Below are 17,450 nucleotides of genomic sequence, written 5' to 3' on the forward strand. Positions count from 1 at the left end.
CGTACGGAAATCACCTCGTATGAGCGGCTACGAGCGTCCGCTCTCGCGTACCACCATCGCCGAGCCGCCGCCGCGGCGTGTCTTCTCCGCCGCCGCGAGCCAGCGGCCGTCCGGCAGCCGTTCGATGCCGGTCGCCGCGCCGATCTCGGCGTTCTGCCGGAAACCGTGGCCGATGCGCTCCAGTTCGGCCCGGAGCGGACTGTTCCAGAGGCCGGGTTCCAGTTCGGTCGTGGTCTGGTTCCGCTGGCTGGCGCGCGGCGCCGCGATCGCCTCCACCAGCGGCAGTCCGCGGTCCAGACGGCCCGTCAGGGTCTGGACGACGGTGGTGATGATGGTCGCGCCGCCCGGCGAGCCGAGGGCGAGCACCGGCCGCCGGTCGTCGTCGAGGACGATCGTCGGGGAGATGGACGAGCGGGGCCGCTTGGCAGGACCCGGCAGGTTGGGGTCGTGGACGGCCGGGTTCGCCGGGGCGAAGGAGAAGTCCGTCAACTCGTTGTTGAGGAGGAATCCGCGCCCGGGGACGGTGATCCCGCTGCCGCCGGTGGACTCGATGGTGAGGGTGTACGCGACGACGTTGCCCCACCGGTCGGCGGTGGTCAGATGGGTGGTGTTCTCGCCCTCGTACGTCGTCGGGGCGGCGGTGCCGGTCCCGCCGCACGGCACCGGGTTCCGCGGGTCACCGGGCGCCAGCGGGCTGGTGAGCACCGCGTCGTCCTTGATCAGGCAGCCGCGGCTGTCCGCGAACCGCTGCGACAGCAGGCCCTTGACCGGGACGTCCTCGAAGGCCGGGTCGCCCACCCAGCGGCCCCGGTCGGCGAACGCGATCCGGCTGGCCTCGATGAAGCGGTGCAGATACGCGGCCTGCGAGGCCCGCGACAGATCGGTCCGCTCCAGCATGTTGAGCGCCTGGCCGACGCTGGTGCCGCCGGAGGAGGAGGGCGCCATCCCGTAGATGTCCAGACCCCGGTAACCGACCTTGGTGGGCGCGCGCCGGATCGTCTCGTACGACCGCAGATCGCGCTCGGTCAGATCGCCGGGGCGGACGATCCTGGTGGATCCGGCGGCCACCGGCGGCCTGCGGACGGTGTCGACGATGTCCTTGGCGATCTCGCCCCGGTACAGCGTCTCGACGCCCTCCCGGGCGAGTTCCCGGTACGTCCGAGCGAGGTCGGGGTTCTTGAAGGTGGAGCCGACGACGGGCAGCGCCCCGCCGGGCAGGAAGAGCTCCGCGGTGGCCGGGAAGTCGGCGAACCGCGCCTGGTTGGCCTCGGTCTGGGCGCGGAAGGTGGCGTCGACCGTGAAGCCGTTCCCGGCCAGCTTCTCGGCGGGCTTCAGCAACTGGGCGAGCGGCCTGCTGCCCCAGGCGCGCAGGGCCGTCTCCCAGGTCGCGGGGGTGCCGGGGGTGCCGACGCCCAGACCGCTGGTCTGGCCCTGGTCGAAGGGGATGGGCCGGCCGTTCTCCAGGAAGAGGGACGCGTCGGCCGAACGGGGCGCGGTCTCCCGGCCGTCGACGGTGTGGACGGTACGGGTACGGGCGTCGTAGTAGACGAGGTAGCCGCCTCCGCCGATACCGGCCGAGTACGGCTCGGTGACACCGAGGGCGGCGGCGGTGGCGACGGCCGCGTCCACCGCGTTGCCGCCGCGCCGCAGGACCTCGATCCCGGCGGCGGAGGCGTCCGCGTCGACACTGGCGACGGCGCCTCCGTGGCCGACGGCGACCGGCTTCTTCACCGGCTGCCCGCCGGGCGAACCGGGGTGCTCGGGCGGCGGATCGGCGGCCGGGGCCGCGGCGCCGATCGAGACGACGGCCGCGGCCGCGGCCAGGAGTGCGATGTTCCGGGCGGTGGTACGACGCATCCGAACGAACCTCCAGTCGACACCAGTGCGGACAACCTAGCGGGCCGGGGCCGCCCCCGTCAGGGGCGCCCCGCGCGGCGGACCGGCGCCCCGCCCGCCGCCCGGGGCGTGCCGTACGGAAGTAGCATGCGCCGTCATGAACGACGACATACGCAATATCGTCCTCGGGCTCGTCGCCGCGGGACTCAGCGCCCTGATCGGCTGGCTGGCCCGCACCTACCGCTGGCGCCGGTCCCTGCGCCGTACCCAGGACTTCTTCGGGTTGCCGCCGAGTTCGGACGCGCTGCTGGTCGTCAACCGCGAGGCCGGGCGGGACGGTTCGGTGAAGCGGGGGGACGTCTTCGCCCTGCTGGAGCTGGCCGCCCTGATCAAGGACTGCGGGGCGCGGGCCCAGGTGATCTGGCACGACGAGGCCCGCCAGGGGGTGGGGGAACAGGCCGAGTTCTGTGTCGGCGGACCCGTGTCGAACCAGCGGATGGGGGCCCATCTGCGGAGCCTGCTGCCCGGGGTCGCGATGGACACATCGGCGGAACCGGGCCCGGACCGGGGTGCATTCCGGATCGGTACGGAGGTGTACCGGGCCGAGTACGGGACGGCGGAGTACGTGCTGCTGGCCCGGCTGACGCCCGGTGAGGAGGGGCGGCCCGTCTTCCTCCTCTGCGGTCAGCTCGCGACCGCCAACCAGGCGGCGGCGCGCTATCTGGCCCGTAATCACCGGCGGCTGGCCCGGGCCCACCGGAAGGGGGCGTTCTGTCTGCTGCTGAAGGTGGTGGACTCGGCGGCGTACGGACCCGATGTGGTCGAGGTGGTCGCCGATGTCACCGAGACGGCGAGGACTCCGCGCCCGGCGGTGGAGGCCGGAGCTGCCGGAGCTGCCGGTCCGGCGTGACCGCCCGCGTGACCGCCCGCGCGGTGGATGCGGGCCGGACCGGGCGGATCCGGACCGGGCGGATGCGGACCGCGCGGATGCGGACCGGATCGGCGGATGCGGCGGTGAACCGGCGTCCCTCACCTTTCCCCGGCCCCGGACCGCAGGGGACGCGCCGGCCGCGCCGTACGGTGGTACGGAACGACCGCCGCGCCCCCTGCCCGGGGTCTCCATCGGGCACGTTCCCCGCCCGCCCCGCCCCGACCGCAGCTGACCTTCCCCTCGCCGCCGTGTCCGGCGCGCACGATCGTCCGTGCCGGGCCCGGAGGGCGAGGAGTGATCACCGGCTGCCGCCGGGGTCGTACCGGGGCCGGGGGTCGGTGCCCCATGAGCCGCCGCCCCTGCCCTACGTCCGGCCGGGCCCGGGTGGTGGACCCTGGGGTCCACCGGGCAGCAGCGTCCCTGGTTCGGCCGGGGCGATGTCCACGGCCTCCGTCTTCGGATTGCGGCGCTGTCGCCGGGCCACCCAGTTGGCGAACCAGGACAGCAGCATGCACATCCCGATGTAGATCGGCGAGATCACCATCACGACGGGGATGAACGGCAGATCATAGTCGAGGTTCGACGCGATCAGCTTGCCCGCGTGGAGGAACTCCTCGTAGGTGATGAGATAGCCGAGCGATGTGTCCTTGAGGGCGACCACGAGCTGGCTGATGATCGCGGGGAGCATCGCCCGGACCGCCTGGGGCACCAGGACGTACGTCATCACCTGCGTCTTGCGCATCCCGACGGCGTACGCGGCCTCCCGCTGCCCCCGGTCGACGGAGTTGACCCCGGTACGGAAGACCTCGGCGAGTACCGAGCCGTTGTACAGGGTCAGTCCGGCGACCAGGGCGGGCAGCGGCTGGACCTTCAGCGCCACGAAGATGAAGAAGATCATCACCAGTACGGGCATCGCCCGGAAGAACTCGACCAGCAGGGTGGCGACCCAGCGCACCGGGCGGTGTTCCGAGAGCCGCCCGGTGGCGAGGACGCCACCGAGGACGAGGGAGAACACGGCCGCGTACCCGAACGCCTTCAGGGTGTTGCCGAGCCCCTTCAGCAGGAGTTCCTGGATGCCCTTGTACTCGAAGGGGGTCCATTTCTCGGCGGTGAACTGGCCGGTGTCGAAGAGCAGATAGACGATCCAGCCGATCAGACCGGCGATGGCGAGGGTGGCGGCGATCCCGTAGAGGCGGTGCCGCTTGCGGGTACGGGGTCCCGGGATGTCGTAGAGGGCGGTGGAATCGGTCATCTGGCGACTCCGTAGCGCTTCTCCAGCACGTTGAAGAGCGCACTGATGGACAGGGTGATGATCAGATATCCGACGGCGATCCAGACAAAGGTCCAGATGATGTTGTAGCCCAGCTCGCTCAGCGTCTTGTAGGTGCCGAGGAGTTCGGTGACGCTGAAGGCGCCCGCGATCGCGGAGTTCTTGGCGAGCGCGATCAGGGTGGAGCCGACGGGCGGGATGACGGACCGGAACGCCTGGGGCAGCACCACCGTGTGCAGGGTCTGTCCGAAGGACATCCCGAGGCTGCGGGCGGCCTCGCCCTGCCCCTTGGGCACGGTGTTGATCCCGGAGCGCAGCGCCTCGCAGATGAAGGCCGAGGTGTAGCAGCCGAGCGCGAGGATCGCGAACAGCTCGAACGGCAGGACGATCCCGAAGCGCGGCAGTCCGAGGACGACGGCGAAGAACAGGAGGGTGAGCGGGGTGTTGCGGAGGACGGTCACCCAGACCGTGCCGAAGGCGCGCAGCGATCCGACGGGCGAGACCCGGAACGCCGCGATCAGGAAGCCGAGTACGAGGGCGAGTACCGAGGAGTAGAAGGTCAGCTCGACGGTGCCGAGGAACCCCTGCCAGTAGAGGGAGATGTTGTCGGTCAGTACGTTCATGCGCCGGGTCTCCTCCTCAGCTCGCCGGATAGCGGTCGATCGGGGGCGGCGTGGGTGCCGGAACCCCGGAGAGTCCGAGGGTGGCGTCGTACGCCTGCTTCCACTCGCCGCTCTTCTCACCGGCCGCGAGGGCGTCGTCGATCGCGAACCGCAGGGCGTTGTCGTCGCGCGGTACGCCGATGCCGTACGGCTCCTGCGAGAAGGGTTTGCCGACGACCTTCAGCTCGTCGGGGACCTTGGCGGCGTAGCCGATGAGGATGGCGTCGTCGGTGGTGACGGCGTCGACCTGGTAGGTGAGGAGGTTGTCCACGCAGATCGAGTAGGTGTCGTAGCCGACGAGGGTCGCCTTCGGGTAGTCGGCCTTGATCCGCTGGTAGGGGGTGGAGCCGGTGGCGGAGCAGACGCGTTTCCCGGCCAGGTCCTGGGGGCCGTGGATGTCGTTCTCGTCGGCGCGGACCAGCAGGGACTGTCCGGCCATGAAGTACGGGCCGGCGAAGCCGACGAGTTTCTTGCGCATGTCGTTGATGGTGTAAGTGCCGACGTAGTAGTCGATCTGGCCGTTCTGGAGGGCCGTCTCGCGGTTGGCGGACGCGATGGTACGGAAGTGGATGCCGGCCGGGTCGAATCCGAGGTAGGCGGCGACCATTCTGGCGATCTCGATGTCGAAGCCGGAGTAGAGGCCCGTCGCGGGGTCCTTCTCGCCGAGGTAGGGCTGGTCCTCCTTGGCGCCGACGACGAGGTGGCCGCGGTTCTTCGCGCGCCGCCAGGTCGGGGATTCGGGGAGCTGGAATCCGGTGTTGACCCGGTATTCGGGGAGTTTGTCGACCTGGGGGCCCTTCACGGGCGGGCTGCCCTCCTTGCCGCAGGCGGTGGCGGCGACGGCGGCCAGCGCGAGCAGCAGCGCCAGCAGGGCGCGCGCCGCCCGCCGGGGGCGGGGCGGGTGCCCGCCCGGCGGCGGCGGGTCGTGGGGGGCGGTCGGCGGCAGCGGGGCGTGGGGGGTGGTCGGGATCTTCCGGGTGCGCGGCATCGAGGTCCCCCCGCTCAGTGCTTGAGGATCTTGGAGAGGAAGTCCTTGGCCCGGTCGCTCTCCGGATGGGTGAAGAAGTCCTCGGGGGCGCGGTCCTCGACGATCTTTCCGTCGGCCATGAAGACGACCCGGTTGGCGGCGGAGCGGGCGAAGCCCATCTCATGGGTGACCACGACCATCGTCATGCCGTCCCGGGCGAGCTGCTGCATCACTTCCAGCACCTCGTTGATCATCTCGGGGTCGAGGGCCGAGGTGGGCTCGTCGAAGAGCATCACCTTGGGCTCCATCGCCAGCGCGCGGGCGATCGCCACCCGCTGCTGCTGACCGCCGGAGAGCTGGGCCGGGTACTTGTCCGCCTGGGAGGCGAGCCCGACCCGGTCCAGGAGTTCCCGGGAGCGCCGTTCGGCCTCCTCCTTGCGGCGCCCGCGGACCTTGCGGGGGGCGAGGGAGATGTTGTCGAGGACGGTGCGGTGGGCGAAGAGGTTGAAGGACTGGAAGACCATGCCGACATCGGCGCGGAGCCGGGCGAGGCCCTTGCCCTCCGCGGGGAGCGGCTCGCCGTCGATGGTGATCGTCCCGGACTCGATGGTCTCCAGCCGGTTCACCGTCCGGCAGAGGGTCGACTTGCCGGAGCCGGACGGGCCGATGACCACCACCACCTCCCCGCGGCCGACGGTGAGGTTGATGTCCCGCAGGACGTGCAACTGCCCGAAATGCTTGTTGACGTCCCGCAGCTCGATCAACGGATCGACGACGGCCATACGCTGCCCTACCCACTCGTTGCTGTGTCGAGGTCAGCGCAAACTATCCACCCCGGAAAGGGACTTCGCGCGCGACACGCATAAAAGGGGCATAAGCCGTATTTATTGGCTATATATCAGCTCATGTACGAGCGCCGACGCTCGCGCGGCGGGGCAGGACGGTCACGCCTCGGCGGCCTCGGCATAGACCTGGGACAGCTCGGGCGCGCCGTGCATCGCCCAGTCGAGACCCGCCTCCACCACCCCGATCTCCCGGCCGGAGGCCAGCCGTACCACCGGGTGCCCGCCGGGCCAGACGTGCCAGGCCGCGCCCGGGACGGTCCGTACGATCACCGTACCGAGGTACAGCCCGGCGTCGTTGCCGATCCAGGGCAACTCCTCCGGATCGTCCCGCCAGCGCGGCGGCAGCTGGTCGAGCGCCGCCAAGGAGGCCGGGCTGTCGTCCAGTTCCAGCCCCATGCGTGCGATCCGCACCCGCAGCAACTCGCACTCCGCGAACAACTCGGCCATCGCCGAGGCACGCTCGGGGTCGTCGAGCCCGCCCCGGGTACCGGGGCCCTGTCGCTTGAGCCAGTTGTCCAGGAAAGGGATGTTCATACCACGAAGACTGGCACCTCACCCGGGTTGTTGACAGGAGCAGCGCGCCGAAGATCCCCGGGATATCCCGGGGATGTCCACGAGGGCTCCCCGGCCGGGGCCGCCCCCGGCCGTGCGGCGCGGCCTCAGACGTCGAGGTCGACCACGACCGGGGCGTGGTCGGACGCCCCCTTGCCCTTGCGCTCCTCGCGGTCCACGTACGCGTCCTTGACGGCGGCGGCGAACGGGGCGTTGCCGTAGACGAGGTCGATCCGCATGCCCCGGTTCTTCGGGAAGGCGAGCTGACGGTAGTCCCAGTAGGTGTACGGGTGGTCGTACTTCAGCGGGCGCGGCACCACATCCGTCAGACCGGTCTGCCGCAGCCCGGCGAGGGCGGCGCGCTCCGGCTCGGTGACATGGGTGGCGCCCTCGAAGACGGAGCGGTCCCAGACGTCGTCGTCGGCGGGCGCGATGTTGTAGTCGCCGAGCACCGCGAACGGGACACCGCCAGCGGCGTCCTCGGCGACGGCGGTCCGCAGCGCGTCGAGCCAGCGGAGCTTGTACGCGTAGTGGGGGTGGTCGACCTCGCGGCCGTTGGGCACGTAGACCGACCAGAGCCGGACCGGTCCGCAGGTCGCGGAGACCGCGCGGGGCTCCTGCGCGCCGTCGTACTCCGGGCCGTCCGGGAGCCCCTTGACGACCTGGTCGAGCCCGACGCGGGAGATCAGCGCCACGCCGTTCCACCGGCCGTCGGCGTGCACCGCCGACTCGTATCCCAGCTCGCGCAGCTCGTCGGCGGGGAACTGCTCGGCCGTGCACTTGGTCTCCTGGACGCACAGCACATCCGTGCCGGTGGCTTCCAGCCAGGTCAGGAGGCGGGGCAGCCGGGCGGTGACGGAGTTGACGTTCCAGGTCGCGATACGCATACCGGCAGCCTAATCGCTCCCCGGAGCCGCTTCCCTTTCCCCAGCGCCCGGGCCGCGGGTCTCCAGAGGCGCGGCTCCGTTCCCAACCGCCTCGGTCCAGGTATCCAGGGGCGCGGCTCCGTTCCCAACCGCCTCGTTCCGGGTATCCAGGGGCGCGGGGAACTGCGCGACCAGCCGTCCACGGTCCGCGGTCGGGCGATCACGCGATGGCGCAGCTCCTTCGCCGCGAAGGCGGCGCACCGAGGTGCGACTGAGCGCCGTGACGCGCCTGCGGCACGTGCGTGGCTGGTCGCGCAGTTCCCCGCGCCCCTTCTTGGGCGCACCCGCCCCGGTGGGGGGAACGGGGCGTACCCCGTCAGAAGAGGTGGGCGTCGCCCGGGGCGAGGCGTTCGTGGGCGGTGCCGCCGAGGTTGGTGACGTGGCCGTCGTAGATCGGCCGGGCCAGCTCCGTGAGCAGCGCGTCGTGGATGTCGATCGTCAGCCGGGGCCGTACCTCCCGGACGTAGTCGACGACCTCGGAGAGCTTGTTCCAGGGCGCCATCACCGGCAGCATCAGCGTGTCCACGGCCCGCTCCGGCACGGTCAGCGCGTCGCCGGGGTGGAAGACCGCGCCGTCGAGCAGGAAGCCGATATTGGTGATCCGCGGCAGGTCGGGGTGGATCACGGCGTGCAGTTCGCCGTGCACCTCGACGTCGAAGCCCGCCGCGTGGAAGGTGTCGCCGTGGCCGACGGTGTGGATCCGCCCCGGGAACGCCGCGCTCAGCCGCTCGGCGACGCTCCGCAGCGTCCACACCTCGGCCCCGGCCTCCAGGGCGGCCCGGACGCGGCCCTCGTCGTAGTGGTCGGCGTGCTCGTGGGTGATGAGCACCGCGTCCGCCCCGGCCGCGGCGTCCTCCTCGGAGAACGCGCCCGGGTCCACGACGAGGACCGCGCCGTCCTTCTCCAGCCGTACGCAGGAGTGCTTCTTCTTGGTGAGCCTCATGGGCCCATCCTGCTACGGACGGGGCGTGGTCTCCTCCCGTACGACCGCTCCCGCGACCCGGAACGCGGTGTTGGCGGCCGGGAGCCCGCAGTACACGGCCGCGTGGAGGAGGATCTCCTTGATCTCGTCGGGTGTCAGCCCGTTGCGGAGGGCGGCCCGGACATGCGCGGCCAGCTCCTCCGGCCGCCCCTGGGCCACCAGCGCCGAGATGGTGACGGCACTGCGGGTCCTGCGGTCGAGGCCCTCCCGGTTCCAGACCTCGCCCCAGGCGTACCGGGTGACGAGTTCCTGGAAGTCGGCGGCGAAGTGCTCCTCGTCGCCGGTCGCGGTGTCCACGAAGGCGTCGCCGAGTACCTCACGGCGGATCTTCATGCCCTGTTCGTACGGGTCGGGGCGCTCCTCCTCGTCCGGTGCCCCGGGTCCTGCGGGCCCGGTCTCCGGGGCGGCGGGCGCCGCGACCGGGGCCGGGGGCGCGGCGACCTGCTGGAGGGGAATGGCCGTGAGGGTGTCCTGCGGCACGGCCGAGAAGTGGCGTACCAGCAGATCGGTGACGGCGGCGGGCTGCTCGACGGCGGCGAGATGGCTCGCGCCCGGCACCAGGGCCAGCCGGGCGTCCGGTATCCCGGCGACCAGGGTGCGGGCCTCGGCGGGTCCGGTGATCCGGTCCTCGGAGCCCACCAGGACGAGGGCGGGCACCGAGATCCGGCCGATTTCGGACCGGACGTCGAAGGCGGCCAGCGCCTCGCAGGCGGCGATGTAGCAGCCGGGGTCGGTGGTGCGGACCATCTGGACGGCCCACTCCACGATCGCGGGCTGGGCGGCGGCAAAGTGCTCGGTGAACCAGGCCTCGGGGGCCGCCAGCGCCACCGGGTCGAGCCCGTTGGTCCGGACGATCACCCCGCGGCCGCGGAACTCGTCGGCCGTGCCGAACCGGGGCGACGCGGCGATCAACGCCAGCGACCCCACCCGGTCCGGTCTGCGCAGCGCCAGATCGAGGCCGACGGCTCCGCCGATGGAGCAGCCCGCGTAGCCGAAGCGCTGAATGCCGAGTCCGTCGAGGGTGGCCAGCAGCCGGTCGGCGAGTTCGCCCACCGATTCGGCGGGCAGGGCGGGCGCGCCGCCGTGGCCCGGCAGGTCGTAGCGGAGGATCCGCCACTCACGGGACAGCTCGGCGATCTGCCGGTCCCACATGTGCCAGGTGGTGCCCAGGGACGGGCCGAGGACGAGTACGGGCGCGTCGTCGGGACCGTCGATCCGGTACTGGAGGGTCGGCGGGGCCTCCTCGGGGCTCTGTCCGGGGCTCTGCTCGGGGCTCTGTCCGGCACCTTGGTCAGCGCTGTGCTCAGGGCTTTGCTCAGGGCTCTGGTGGGGGGTCTGCGTCTCACTCACCCGGTCCACCGTAGTGACCGCCGGGGGCGGCGGTGGGCGACCCCCCTCCTCTCACCCCGGCGGGTGGTTCACGGCAGGTGGTTCACAGCGGGTGGTTCACGGCGTGGTGGTCGACACCACGTAGACGCCGATGGCGAAGGGGTGCGTGGTGTCGATGACGATGTGCTGGTCGGGCCGGGGCGCATCCCGCATATGGGAAAGCCCGGACCATTCCCGCTCCCCGGGGACGAAGCGCCAGCCCGCGGTCGCGGCGTCCTTGGCGCTGATGGCGGGGACGCCCGGCTGGAGGTCGGACCGGCCGGCGCCGATGGACGCCAGGAAGTGGTCGAGCCCGTCGGCGGTGGTGCTGAACTGGACGTAGAGCCTGCTGGTCTTCCAGTTGCTGGTCTCGTAGTAGGCGACGCTCCACGCGTTGTCCGGGATCGGCACCTCGAAGATCCGGCGCTTCATCTGGGACGGCCAGGCGTCCCTGAGCCCCTTCGACGAGGACTCCGTCGCCTTGTCCCGCCCGCTGGCCCGGCTCTGCTCGGCGGAGACCACCAGATATCCCGCCGGGACGCCGATCAGCAGGACGATGACCACCAGCGTCGCCACACGCCGAATGATCATGTGGCGACGGCCCTCGGGCGGCCGGAAGGCTGGCTCGTCCGGCCGCGGGGCCGGTCTGGGTACGACACTCATGACTGCGGGTTCCTGGTGGGTGGGCGGACCTGAAGTCTACGGTTCGCCACCGGCCCCCGCGCGGAAGCCCGGAAAATCAAGATCATCGGGATGGTGTCCGGCTCACACCTCTCGCGACGGGCGGGGCGTTCCGGGGTTCCGCAGCGCCTGGGCGTACCGCTCGTACCGTTCATGGCGTTCGACGCGGCGGCGGTTGGCCCGGCGGAACCGGCGGGCGACCAGCCGGGCGAGGTCCGCGGCGCCGACCATGCCGGCCTCGGGCCCCAGCTCGGCCTTGACGATCCGGGCCTCGGGCCGGTAGCCGCGCCCGGTCAGATGGCGGCGGAACGCGTCCCGCGCGGGTCCGATCAGCAGATCGTCGGCGGCGCTCACCCCGCCGCCGACGACGAAGCAGGAGGGGTCGAGGGCGGCGGCGAGATTGGCGATCCCGACGCCCAGCCACTGGCCGATGTCCTGGAACAGTTCGACGCACATCGCGTCGCCCTCGCGGGCCAGCTCGGTGATGAGCGGCCCGGTGATGTCGCCGATGGTGCCGCCGACCCGGTCGATCAGGACATGAGCGACCGGGGAGTCCGCGGCGGCCAGCTCCCGGGCCTCGCGGACCAGGGCGTTGCCGGAGCTGTACTGCTCCCAGCAGCCGCGGTTGCCGCACGGGCAGCGATGCCCGCCCGGCACCACCTGCATATGCCCGAATTCCCCGGCGACGCCGTACTTGCCCCGCTTGACCTGGCCGTCCTGGAGGATGGCCCCGCCGATACCGGTCCCGAGGGTGATCATCACCAGATGGTCCTCGCCGCGTCCCGCGCCGAACCGCCACTCCGCCCAGGCGGCGGTGTTGGCGTCGTTGTCGACCAGGACGGGGACCGCGAGCCGGGCGGAGAGCGCGTCGCGCAGCGGCTCGTTGCGCCAGGCGAGATGCGGGGCGAAGAGCACGGTGGAGCGGTCGGCGTCGACCCAGCCCGCGGCGCCGATCCCGACGGCGTGCACATCGTGGCGGTCGGAGAGGTCGAGGACCAGCTCGCAGATGACGTCCTCGACGACCTTGGGGCTCTTGGACTTGTCCGGGGTCTCGGTCCTGATCTTCTCCAGGATGACGCCGTCCGCGTCGACGACGCCCGCCATCACCTTCGTACCGCCGATGTCGATCCCGACGGTGGGGACCCGGGGGGCGGTCAGATGGGACCGCCGCTCACGGGTGCCGACGGTACGCAGGACGGTGGCGCGGGCGGAGCCGCGGTGCGCGAAATCGCGGTAGGTGCTCATGTCCCTGCGGTTGCTCGGAGTCAAGGTGGTCACTGCGGGTGGCGGGACGACCCGCCGTACCGATTCTTTCACGGCACCCCCCGGGGGCCGCTCCTCGGGAGCGGGACGGCCGGGTGCCCGCGGCGGGGTACGGGAGGGGCCGCCGTCGCCCGGAGGGGGCCGTGCCCGGGGCGCGGCCCCCTCCGGGGTGGTGGATCACTCCTGTGCCGGGTCGCCGGGTCCTGGGCGCTCCAGCTCGTGGCGGAGGTCGTCCAGCTCGGAGCCGCCCGCCATCTGGCGGGTCAGCTCGTCCAGCGTCACCGAGTCCTTGGTGTGGCTCGCGGTCATCGTGCCCCGCTTGAGCAGCACGAACCGGTCGCCGACCAGGTAGGCGTGGTGCGGGTTGTGGGTGATCAGTACGACACCCAGTCCGGCGTCGCGGGCCGCCGCGACGTACTTGAGGACCACCCCGGACTGCTTGACGCCCAGCGCGGCGGTGGGCTCGTCGAGTACCAGGACCTTGGCGCCGAAGTGGACGGCGCGGGCGATCGCCACGCACTGCCGCTCACCGCCGGAGAGGGTGCCGATGGGCTGGTCGACGTCGCGCAGGTCGATCCCCATGCGCAGCAGTTCGGACCGGGTCGTCTCGCGCATGGTCCCGACATCGAGCCGGCGCAGCGGCCCGGAGCCCTTCACCGGCTCGGAGCCGAGGAAGAAGTTCCGCCAGACCGGCATCAGCGGCACCACGGCGAGGTCCTGGTAGACCGTGGCGATGCCCCGGTCGAGGGCCGCGCGCGGATTGGCGAGCCGGGTCTCCTCGCCGTCGATGGCGAACGTTCCGGCGTCGTGCTGGTGCAGCCCGGCGATGATCTTGATGAGGGTGGACTTCCCGGCGCCGTTGTCGCCGAGGACACAGGTGATCTCCCCGGCCCCGACCTCCAGGGACACCCCCTCCAGGGCCCGGATGTTGCCGTAGTACTTGCTGACCCGGTCGAGGGCGACCAGGGGCGGCCGGTCCTTCTCCGGTGTCGTGGCGTCCTCGGTCATCGTGTCGCCTCCGCCCGTTTGCGCACCCACGCGTTGAGCAGGGTGGCGAGAAGCAGCATCGCCCCGAGGAAGAACTTGAACCAGTCGGGGTTCCATTCCGCGTAGACGATGCCCTTGCTGGTCATGCCGAAGATGAAGGCGCCCACCGCGGAACCGATCGCGGAGCCGTAGCCGCCGGTGATCAGACAGCCGCCGATGACGGCCGCGATGATGTAGATCAGCTCATTGCCGACACCCTCGCCGGACTGCACCACGTCGAAGGAGAACAGCAGATGCTGGCCGGAGATCCAGGCGGCGAAGGCGACGCCCATATAGAGCCCGATCTTCGTCTTGACGACCGGGACGCCGACCGCGCGGGCCGCGTCGGCGCCACCGCCGACGGCGAAGATCCAGTTGCCGAAGCGGGTCCGCAGCAGGACCCAGGTGGCGACGGCGACCAGGCCCAGCCACCACAGGATGGTCACCTTGAGGCTGACGTCCCCGATGACCAGCTCCGACGCGAAGACCTTCTTCGCCGAGGCGAAGCCCTCCATATCGCTGATCGAGTCCGTGGAGACCCGGCCGGTGATCAGCTTGGTGAAGCCGAGATTCAGCCCGGTCAGCATCAGGAACGTACCGAGCGTGATGATGAAGCTGGGCAGTTTCGTCCGGGTCAGCAGAACCCCGTTGAAGACCCCGACGGCCAGGGTGACCAGCAGGGACACCAGGATGCCGACCCAGACGTTGGCGGTCATCTGGTAGCTGAACATCGAGGACACCAGCGCCGAGCTGGTGACCAGGACGCCCGCCGACAGGTCGAACTCTCCGCCGATCATCAGCAGGGCGACGGGGACCGCCATGATCCCGATGGTGGACGCCGCGTACAGCACGGTCGAGAAGCTCGACGCCTGGAGGAAGGAGTCGGCGACGATCGAGAAGAACACGAAGACGGCGACCGCGCCGACGACGGAGCCCAGCTCGGGCCGGCCCAGCAGCCGGCGCAGCGGTGACGTCCGCAGCAGCCGTTCGTCTCCGGCGGGCCCCTTGGTGAGGTCCGCCGGTGGTGGTGCGGTCGAGCTCATCGGGTCCCCCGCCTCGTGTAGTCCTCCAACGTCGCCGCCTCGGCCTCCGTGACGATCTGCGGCCCGGTGAGCACGGGCCGGCCGCCGCCGAGGACGTCGGCGTTGTACCGGTAGAGCCAGAGCAGGTCGACCGCCTCGTACCCCTGGAGATAGGGCTGCTGGTCGACGGCGAAGCCGAGGGTGCCGTTCTTCAGCCCGGCGGCGACCTTGGGATTGAGGTCGAAGGTGTCGATCTCGGCCTTGCTGCGGGCCGACTCCTTGGCCCGTACGGCGGTGTCCGCGAACGGGGCGCCGAGGGTGACGACGGCGTCGATGGAGCGGTCGGTCTGCAGCTTGGCCTCGATGGACGCCTGGACGTCGGGCATGTTGGTGCCGTCGACGTAGAGGTTCTGGAGCTCCCCGTCGAAGGTCTTCCCCACCCCGGCGCAGCGCTGCTCGTGGCCGACGTTGCCCTGCTCGTGCAGGACGCAGACCGCCTTCTTACGGCCCCGCTCGTTCAGCTCGTCGCCGACGGCCTCGCCGGCGATGGTCTCGTCCTGCCCGATATGGGTGAGGGCGCCGTACTCCTTCGACTGGGCCGATCCCGAGTTGATGGTGATCACCGGGATGCCGGCGGCGACGGCCTTCTTCACCACGTCTTTCATGGCGTCGGGCTTGGCGAGGGTGACGATCAGACCGTCGACCTTCTTGTCGATGGCGGCCTGGACGAGCTGGGCCTGCTGCTGGCCCTCGTCGTTCTTGGAGTACAGGAAGTTGATGTTGTCCTTGGCCGCGGCCTCCTGGGCCCCCTTCTGGACGATGTCCCAGAAGGTGTCGCCGTCGCCCGAGTGGGTGACCATGGCGAAGGTCCAGCGGGGCGTGCTGACCGTGGCCTTCCCGGCCGCCTCGGCCCGGGCCTCGCGGGCGTCCGCCGCGCGCTTGCCCCCGGTGCTGCTGCATCCGACGAGGGACGCCCCGAGCACCGCCGCCAGCATCGCGCCCAGTGCGCGTACCCCTGTCCTTGCCCTTGCCACGACCCCGTGCCCTTCTCGCCGTACCGCTCGTCCTGCGGCCCGCCGCGCCCGGTGGCACGGCAGGGGGGCGAAATGTCGTGCCCCAGCCGACCAAGTATGGGTCACGGCAGGTCGGAGGGTGGGCATCGGGTACTCCGCGGAGGTCATCGGGTCCCGGCTGCGGTCAGCTTCTCCAGCGCGTCGGCGTCGTTCTGCCGGATCAGGGCGGGGCCGGTGAGGACGGGCTTCCCCCCGCCGGCGACATTGCGGTTGACCCGGTGGAGCCAGAGCTGATCGACCGCGAGATAGCCCTGGAGATAGGGCTGCTGATCGACGGCGAAGCCGACCTCGCCGGCCTTGAGCTGCTTGATCACATCCGCGTTGAGATCGAAGGTGTTGATCTCGGCGGAGGAGTTCGCGCCCTTCTTCGCCTGGACGGAAGCGGCGGCGAAGGGGGCGCCGAGGGTGACGACGGCGTCGATGTCGCGGGTCGCCTGGAGCTTGGCCTGGACGGTGGAGGTGGTGGCGGGCATGTTCACGCCCTCGACCTGGAGGTTCTCGACACTGCCCTTGAAGGTCTTCCGGACCCCGGCGCAGCGGGCCTCCAGGGACACATTGCCCTGCTCGTGGATGACGCAGACGGCTTTCTTCTTGCCCCGGCGGGTCAGCTCCTCGCCGACGGCCTCACCGGCGACTGACTCGTCCTGGCCGATATGGGCGAGGGCGCCGACGGCCTTCGACGACTCGCCGCCGGAGTTGATCGTGACCACGGGTATGCCCGCGGCGACGGCCTTCTTCACCACGTCCCGGACGGCCTCGGGCTTGGCGAGGGTGACGACGATCCCGTCGACCTTCTGGTCGATGTACGCCTGGACGAGCTGGGCCTGCTCCTTGCCCTCCTTGTTGGCCGCGTACAGGAACTCGGCGTTGTCCTTCTTCGCGGCGGCCTTCGCGCCGCTCTGGACGATGTCCCAGAAGGTGTCGCCCTCGCCCGAGTGGGTCACCATCGCGATCTTGATCCGGGGGGTGTCCGCCGCGGCTCCCCCACCGCCGTCCGCGGCCTTCTCCTCGGCGTCCTTGCCCCCGGAACCGCTGCATCCGGCGGTGAGGACCAGGGCACTCGCGGCGAGCAGGGCTGCTGCCGTGCGGTGGACTCGCATGGTGGTCCCGCCTTCTCTCCCGGGCCGCTCCGTTGCGGCTGGGTGAGTTTCTACGGCGGGCCCGCGACCCCGTCAAGACTTTGTCCGAACATTCTTACCGAGCTGACATGCGGTCGGCCGGATCGGTTCAGGGCCGGACCAGGAGCTGGAACTCGAAGGAGTAGCGGGAGGCCCGGTAGATGTGGGAGCCGTATTCGACGGCCCGTCCGGTGTCGTCGAAGGTGGTGCGTTCCATGGTCAGGACGGGTGCGCCCGGCGCCTCCCCCAGCAGGTCCGCCTCGGCGGCGGTGGCCGCCCTGGCGCCCACCGACTGGCGGGCGCTGTGGAGGGTGATCCCGGCGGCCCGCATCAGCCGGTAGAGGCCGGTGGCCTCCAGACTCGCGGTGTCGAGGGCGAGCAGCCCGCCGGGCAGGGCGTTGGTGAGCAGGGCTATGGGCTCCCCATGGGCGTATCGGAGTCGCTCGACGGAGTGAATCTCTCCGCCCTCCGCGATCCCGAGGGCGGCGGCGATCCGCCCGGTCGCCCGGTCGGCGGTGTGGGCGACGACGACGGTGGCGGGGCGCTGCCCGGCGGCCTCCAGATCGTCGTAGAGGCTGCTCAGCTCCAGTGGGCGGCGGACCTTGCTGTGCACCACCTGGGTGCCGACGCCGCGCCTGCGGACCAGCAGCCCTTTGTCGACGAGGGACTGGATGGCCTGGCGGACCGTGGGCCGGGACAGGCCGAGCCGTGCGGCCAGCTCGATCTCGTTGCCGAGCAGGGTGCCGGGGGTGAGCGCACCCTTTTCGATCGCGGCTTCCAGCTGCTGGGACAGCTGGAAGTAGAGGGGGACGGGGCTGGTGCGGTCCACACTCAGCTGGAGCGGCGGGGACGGGTCCGTCTCCGGACCGGGCTGCTTGGGCACGGGGCGAGCGTAATCGGGTCTTATGTTGACGGGAAGTCGTGAAGT

General features: G+C 71.1%; 17 protein-coding genes. 1 reads left to right on the forward strand and 16 read right to left on the reverse strand.

The genetic code is table 11. From position 1 onward, the window contains the following. Window positions 1-27: 27 nt before the first annotated feature. Window positions 28-1,857 (reverse strand): gamma-glutamyltransferase, encoded by a 1,830-nt coding sequence (gene ggt / locus ACFXG1_RS05950; RefSeq protein WP_384741335.1) that lies wholly within the window; start codon window positions 1,855-1,857, stop codon window positions 28-30. 136 nt (window positions 1,858-1,993) lie between these two features. On the opposite strand from ggt, the gene ACFXG1_RS05955 reads away from it, so the two are divergent. Then, entirely contained in the window at window positions 1,994-2,746 is a 753-nt protein-coding gene (locus tag ACFXG1_RS05955) for a hypothetical protein (RefSeq protein WP_384741337.1), read from the forward strand. 385 nt (window positions 2,747-3,131) lie between these two features. On the opposite strand, the gene ACFXG1_RS05960 is transcribed toward ACFXG1_RS05955, so the two are convergent. From ACFXG1_RS05960 to ACFXG1_RS06030, 15 genes are all read right to left on the reverse strand, one after another. Further along, a complete protein-coding gene (locus ACFXG1_RS05960; protein WP_384721974.1) occupies window positions 3,132-4,019 on the reverse strand; it encodes an amino acid ABC transporter permease in 888 nt (295 codons plus the stop codon). Continuing rightward, the gene (locus ACFXG1_RS05965) at window positions 4,016-4,660 is read right to left on the reverse strand and encodes an amino acid ABC transporter permease (RefSeq protein ID WP_384721971.1); all 645 of its coding nucleotides are present in this window, start codon (window positions 4,658-4,660) and stop codon (window positions 4,016-4,018) included. Before ACFXG1_RS05965 ends, ACFXG1_RS05960 begins: the two co-directional genes overlap by 4 nt. A 16-nt stretch (window positions 4,661-4,676) precedes the next feature. Then, complete coding sequence (locus ACFXG1_RS05970) at window positions 4,677-5,687, reverse strand: glutamate ABC transporter substrate-binding protein (protein ID WP_384741340.1); 1,011 nt, start codon at window positions 5,685-5,687, stop codon at window positions 4,677-4,679. Window positions 5,688-5,701: 14 nt separating this feature from the next. Further along, entirely contained in the window at window positions 5,702-6,448 is a 747-nt protein-coding gene (locus ACFXG1_RS05975; protein ID WP_384741342.1) for an amino acid ABC transporter ATP-binding protein, read from the reverse strand. A gap of 162 nt (window positions 6,449-6,610) precedes the next feature. Further along, window positions 6,611-7,045, reverse strand: a complete 435-nt coding sequence (locus ACFXG1_RS05980) for a DUF6278 family protein (RefSeq protein ID WP_384724239.1) — start codon at window positions 7,043-7,045, stop codon at window positions 6,611-6,613. A gap of 125 nt (window positions 7,046-7,170) precedes the next feature. Then, window positions 7,171-7,950, reverse strand: a complete 780-nt coding sequence (locus ACFXG1_RS05985) for an exodeoxyribonuclease III (protein WP_384710178.1) — start codon at window positions 7,948-7,950, stop codon at window positions 7,171-7,173. Window positions 7,951-8,305: 355 nt separating this feature from the next. Next, complete coding sequence (locus tag ACFXG1_RS05990; RefSeq protein ID WP_384710175.1) at window positions 8,306-8,932, reverse strand: MBL fold metallo-hydrolase; 627 nt, start codon at window positions 8,930-8,932, stop codon at window positions 8,306-8,308. Window positions 8,933-8,944: 12 nt separating this feature from the next. Then, complete coding sequence (gene pcaC, locus ACFXG1_RS05995; protein WP_384710184.1) at window positions 8,945-10,186, reverse strand: 4-carboxymuconolactone decarboxylase; 1,242 nt, start codon at window positions 10,184-10,186, stop codon at window positions 8,945-8,947. A 231-nt stretch (window positions 10,187-10,417) separates the two neighbouring features. After that, window positions 10,418-11,002, reverse strand: a complete 585-nt coding sequence (locus ACFXG1_RS06000) for a hypothetical protein (RefSeq protein WP_384710172.1) — start codon at window positions 11,000-11,002, stop codon at window positions 10,418-10,420. A 102-nt stretch (window positions 11,003-11,104) separates the two neighbouring features. Further along, complete coding sequence (locus ACFXG1_RS06005; RefSeq protein WP_384741346.1) at window positions 11,105-12,265, reverse strand: ROK family glucokinase; 1,161 nt, start codon at window positions 12,263-12,265, stop codon at window positions 11,105-11,107. A 195-nt stretch (window positions 12,266-12,460) separates the two neighbouring features. Further along, a complete protein-coding gene (locus ACFXG1_RS06010; RefSeq protein ID WP_384741347.1) occupies window positions 12,461-13,291 on the reverse strand; it encodes an ATP-binding cassette domain-containing protein in 831 nt (276 codons plus the stop codon). Beyond that, window positions 13,288-14,352, reverse strand: a complete 1,065-nt coding sequence (locus ACFXG1_RS06015) for an ABC transporter permease (protein WP_384710166.1) — start codon at window positions 14,350-14,352, stop codon at window positions 13,288-13,290. The genes ACFXG1_RS06010 and ACFXG1_RS06015 overlap by 4 nt, the downstream gene beginning before the upstream one ends. Then, window positions 14,349-15,365: a sugar ABC transporter substrate-binding protein gene (locus ACFXG1_RS06020; RefSeq protein ID WP_384710163.1), complete on the reverse strand. Its 1,017-nt coding sequence runs from the start codon at window positions 15,363-15,365 to the stop codon at window positions 14,349-14,351. Before ACFXG1_RS06020 ends, ACFXG1_RS06015 begins: the two co-directional genes overlap by 4 nt. Before the next feature lie 143 nt (window positions 15,366-15,508). Beyond that, window positions 15,509-16,504, reverse strand: coding sequence for a substrate-binding domain-containing protein (locus tag ACFXG1_RS06025; RefSeq protein ID WP_384710160.1), 996 nt, complete (start codon window positions 16,502-16,504; stop codon window positions 15,509-15,511). Between the two features lie 127 nt (window positions 16,505-16,631). Continuing rightward, window positions 16,632-17,405 (reverse strand): GntR family transcriptional regulator, encoded by a 774-nt coding sequence (locus ACFXG1_RS06030; protein WP_384710157.1) that lies wholly within the window; start codon window positions 17,403-17,405, stop codon window positions 16,632-16,634. Window positions 17,406-17,450 lie beyond the last annotated feature (45 nt).

Origin of the sequence: Streptomyces sp. NPDC059248 (assembly GCF_042753905.1) — a bacterium.
In the GTDB taxonomy this organism is placed as follows: domain Bacteria; phylum Actinomycetota; class Actinomycetes; order Streptomycetales; family Streptomycetaceae; genus Streptomyces.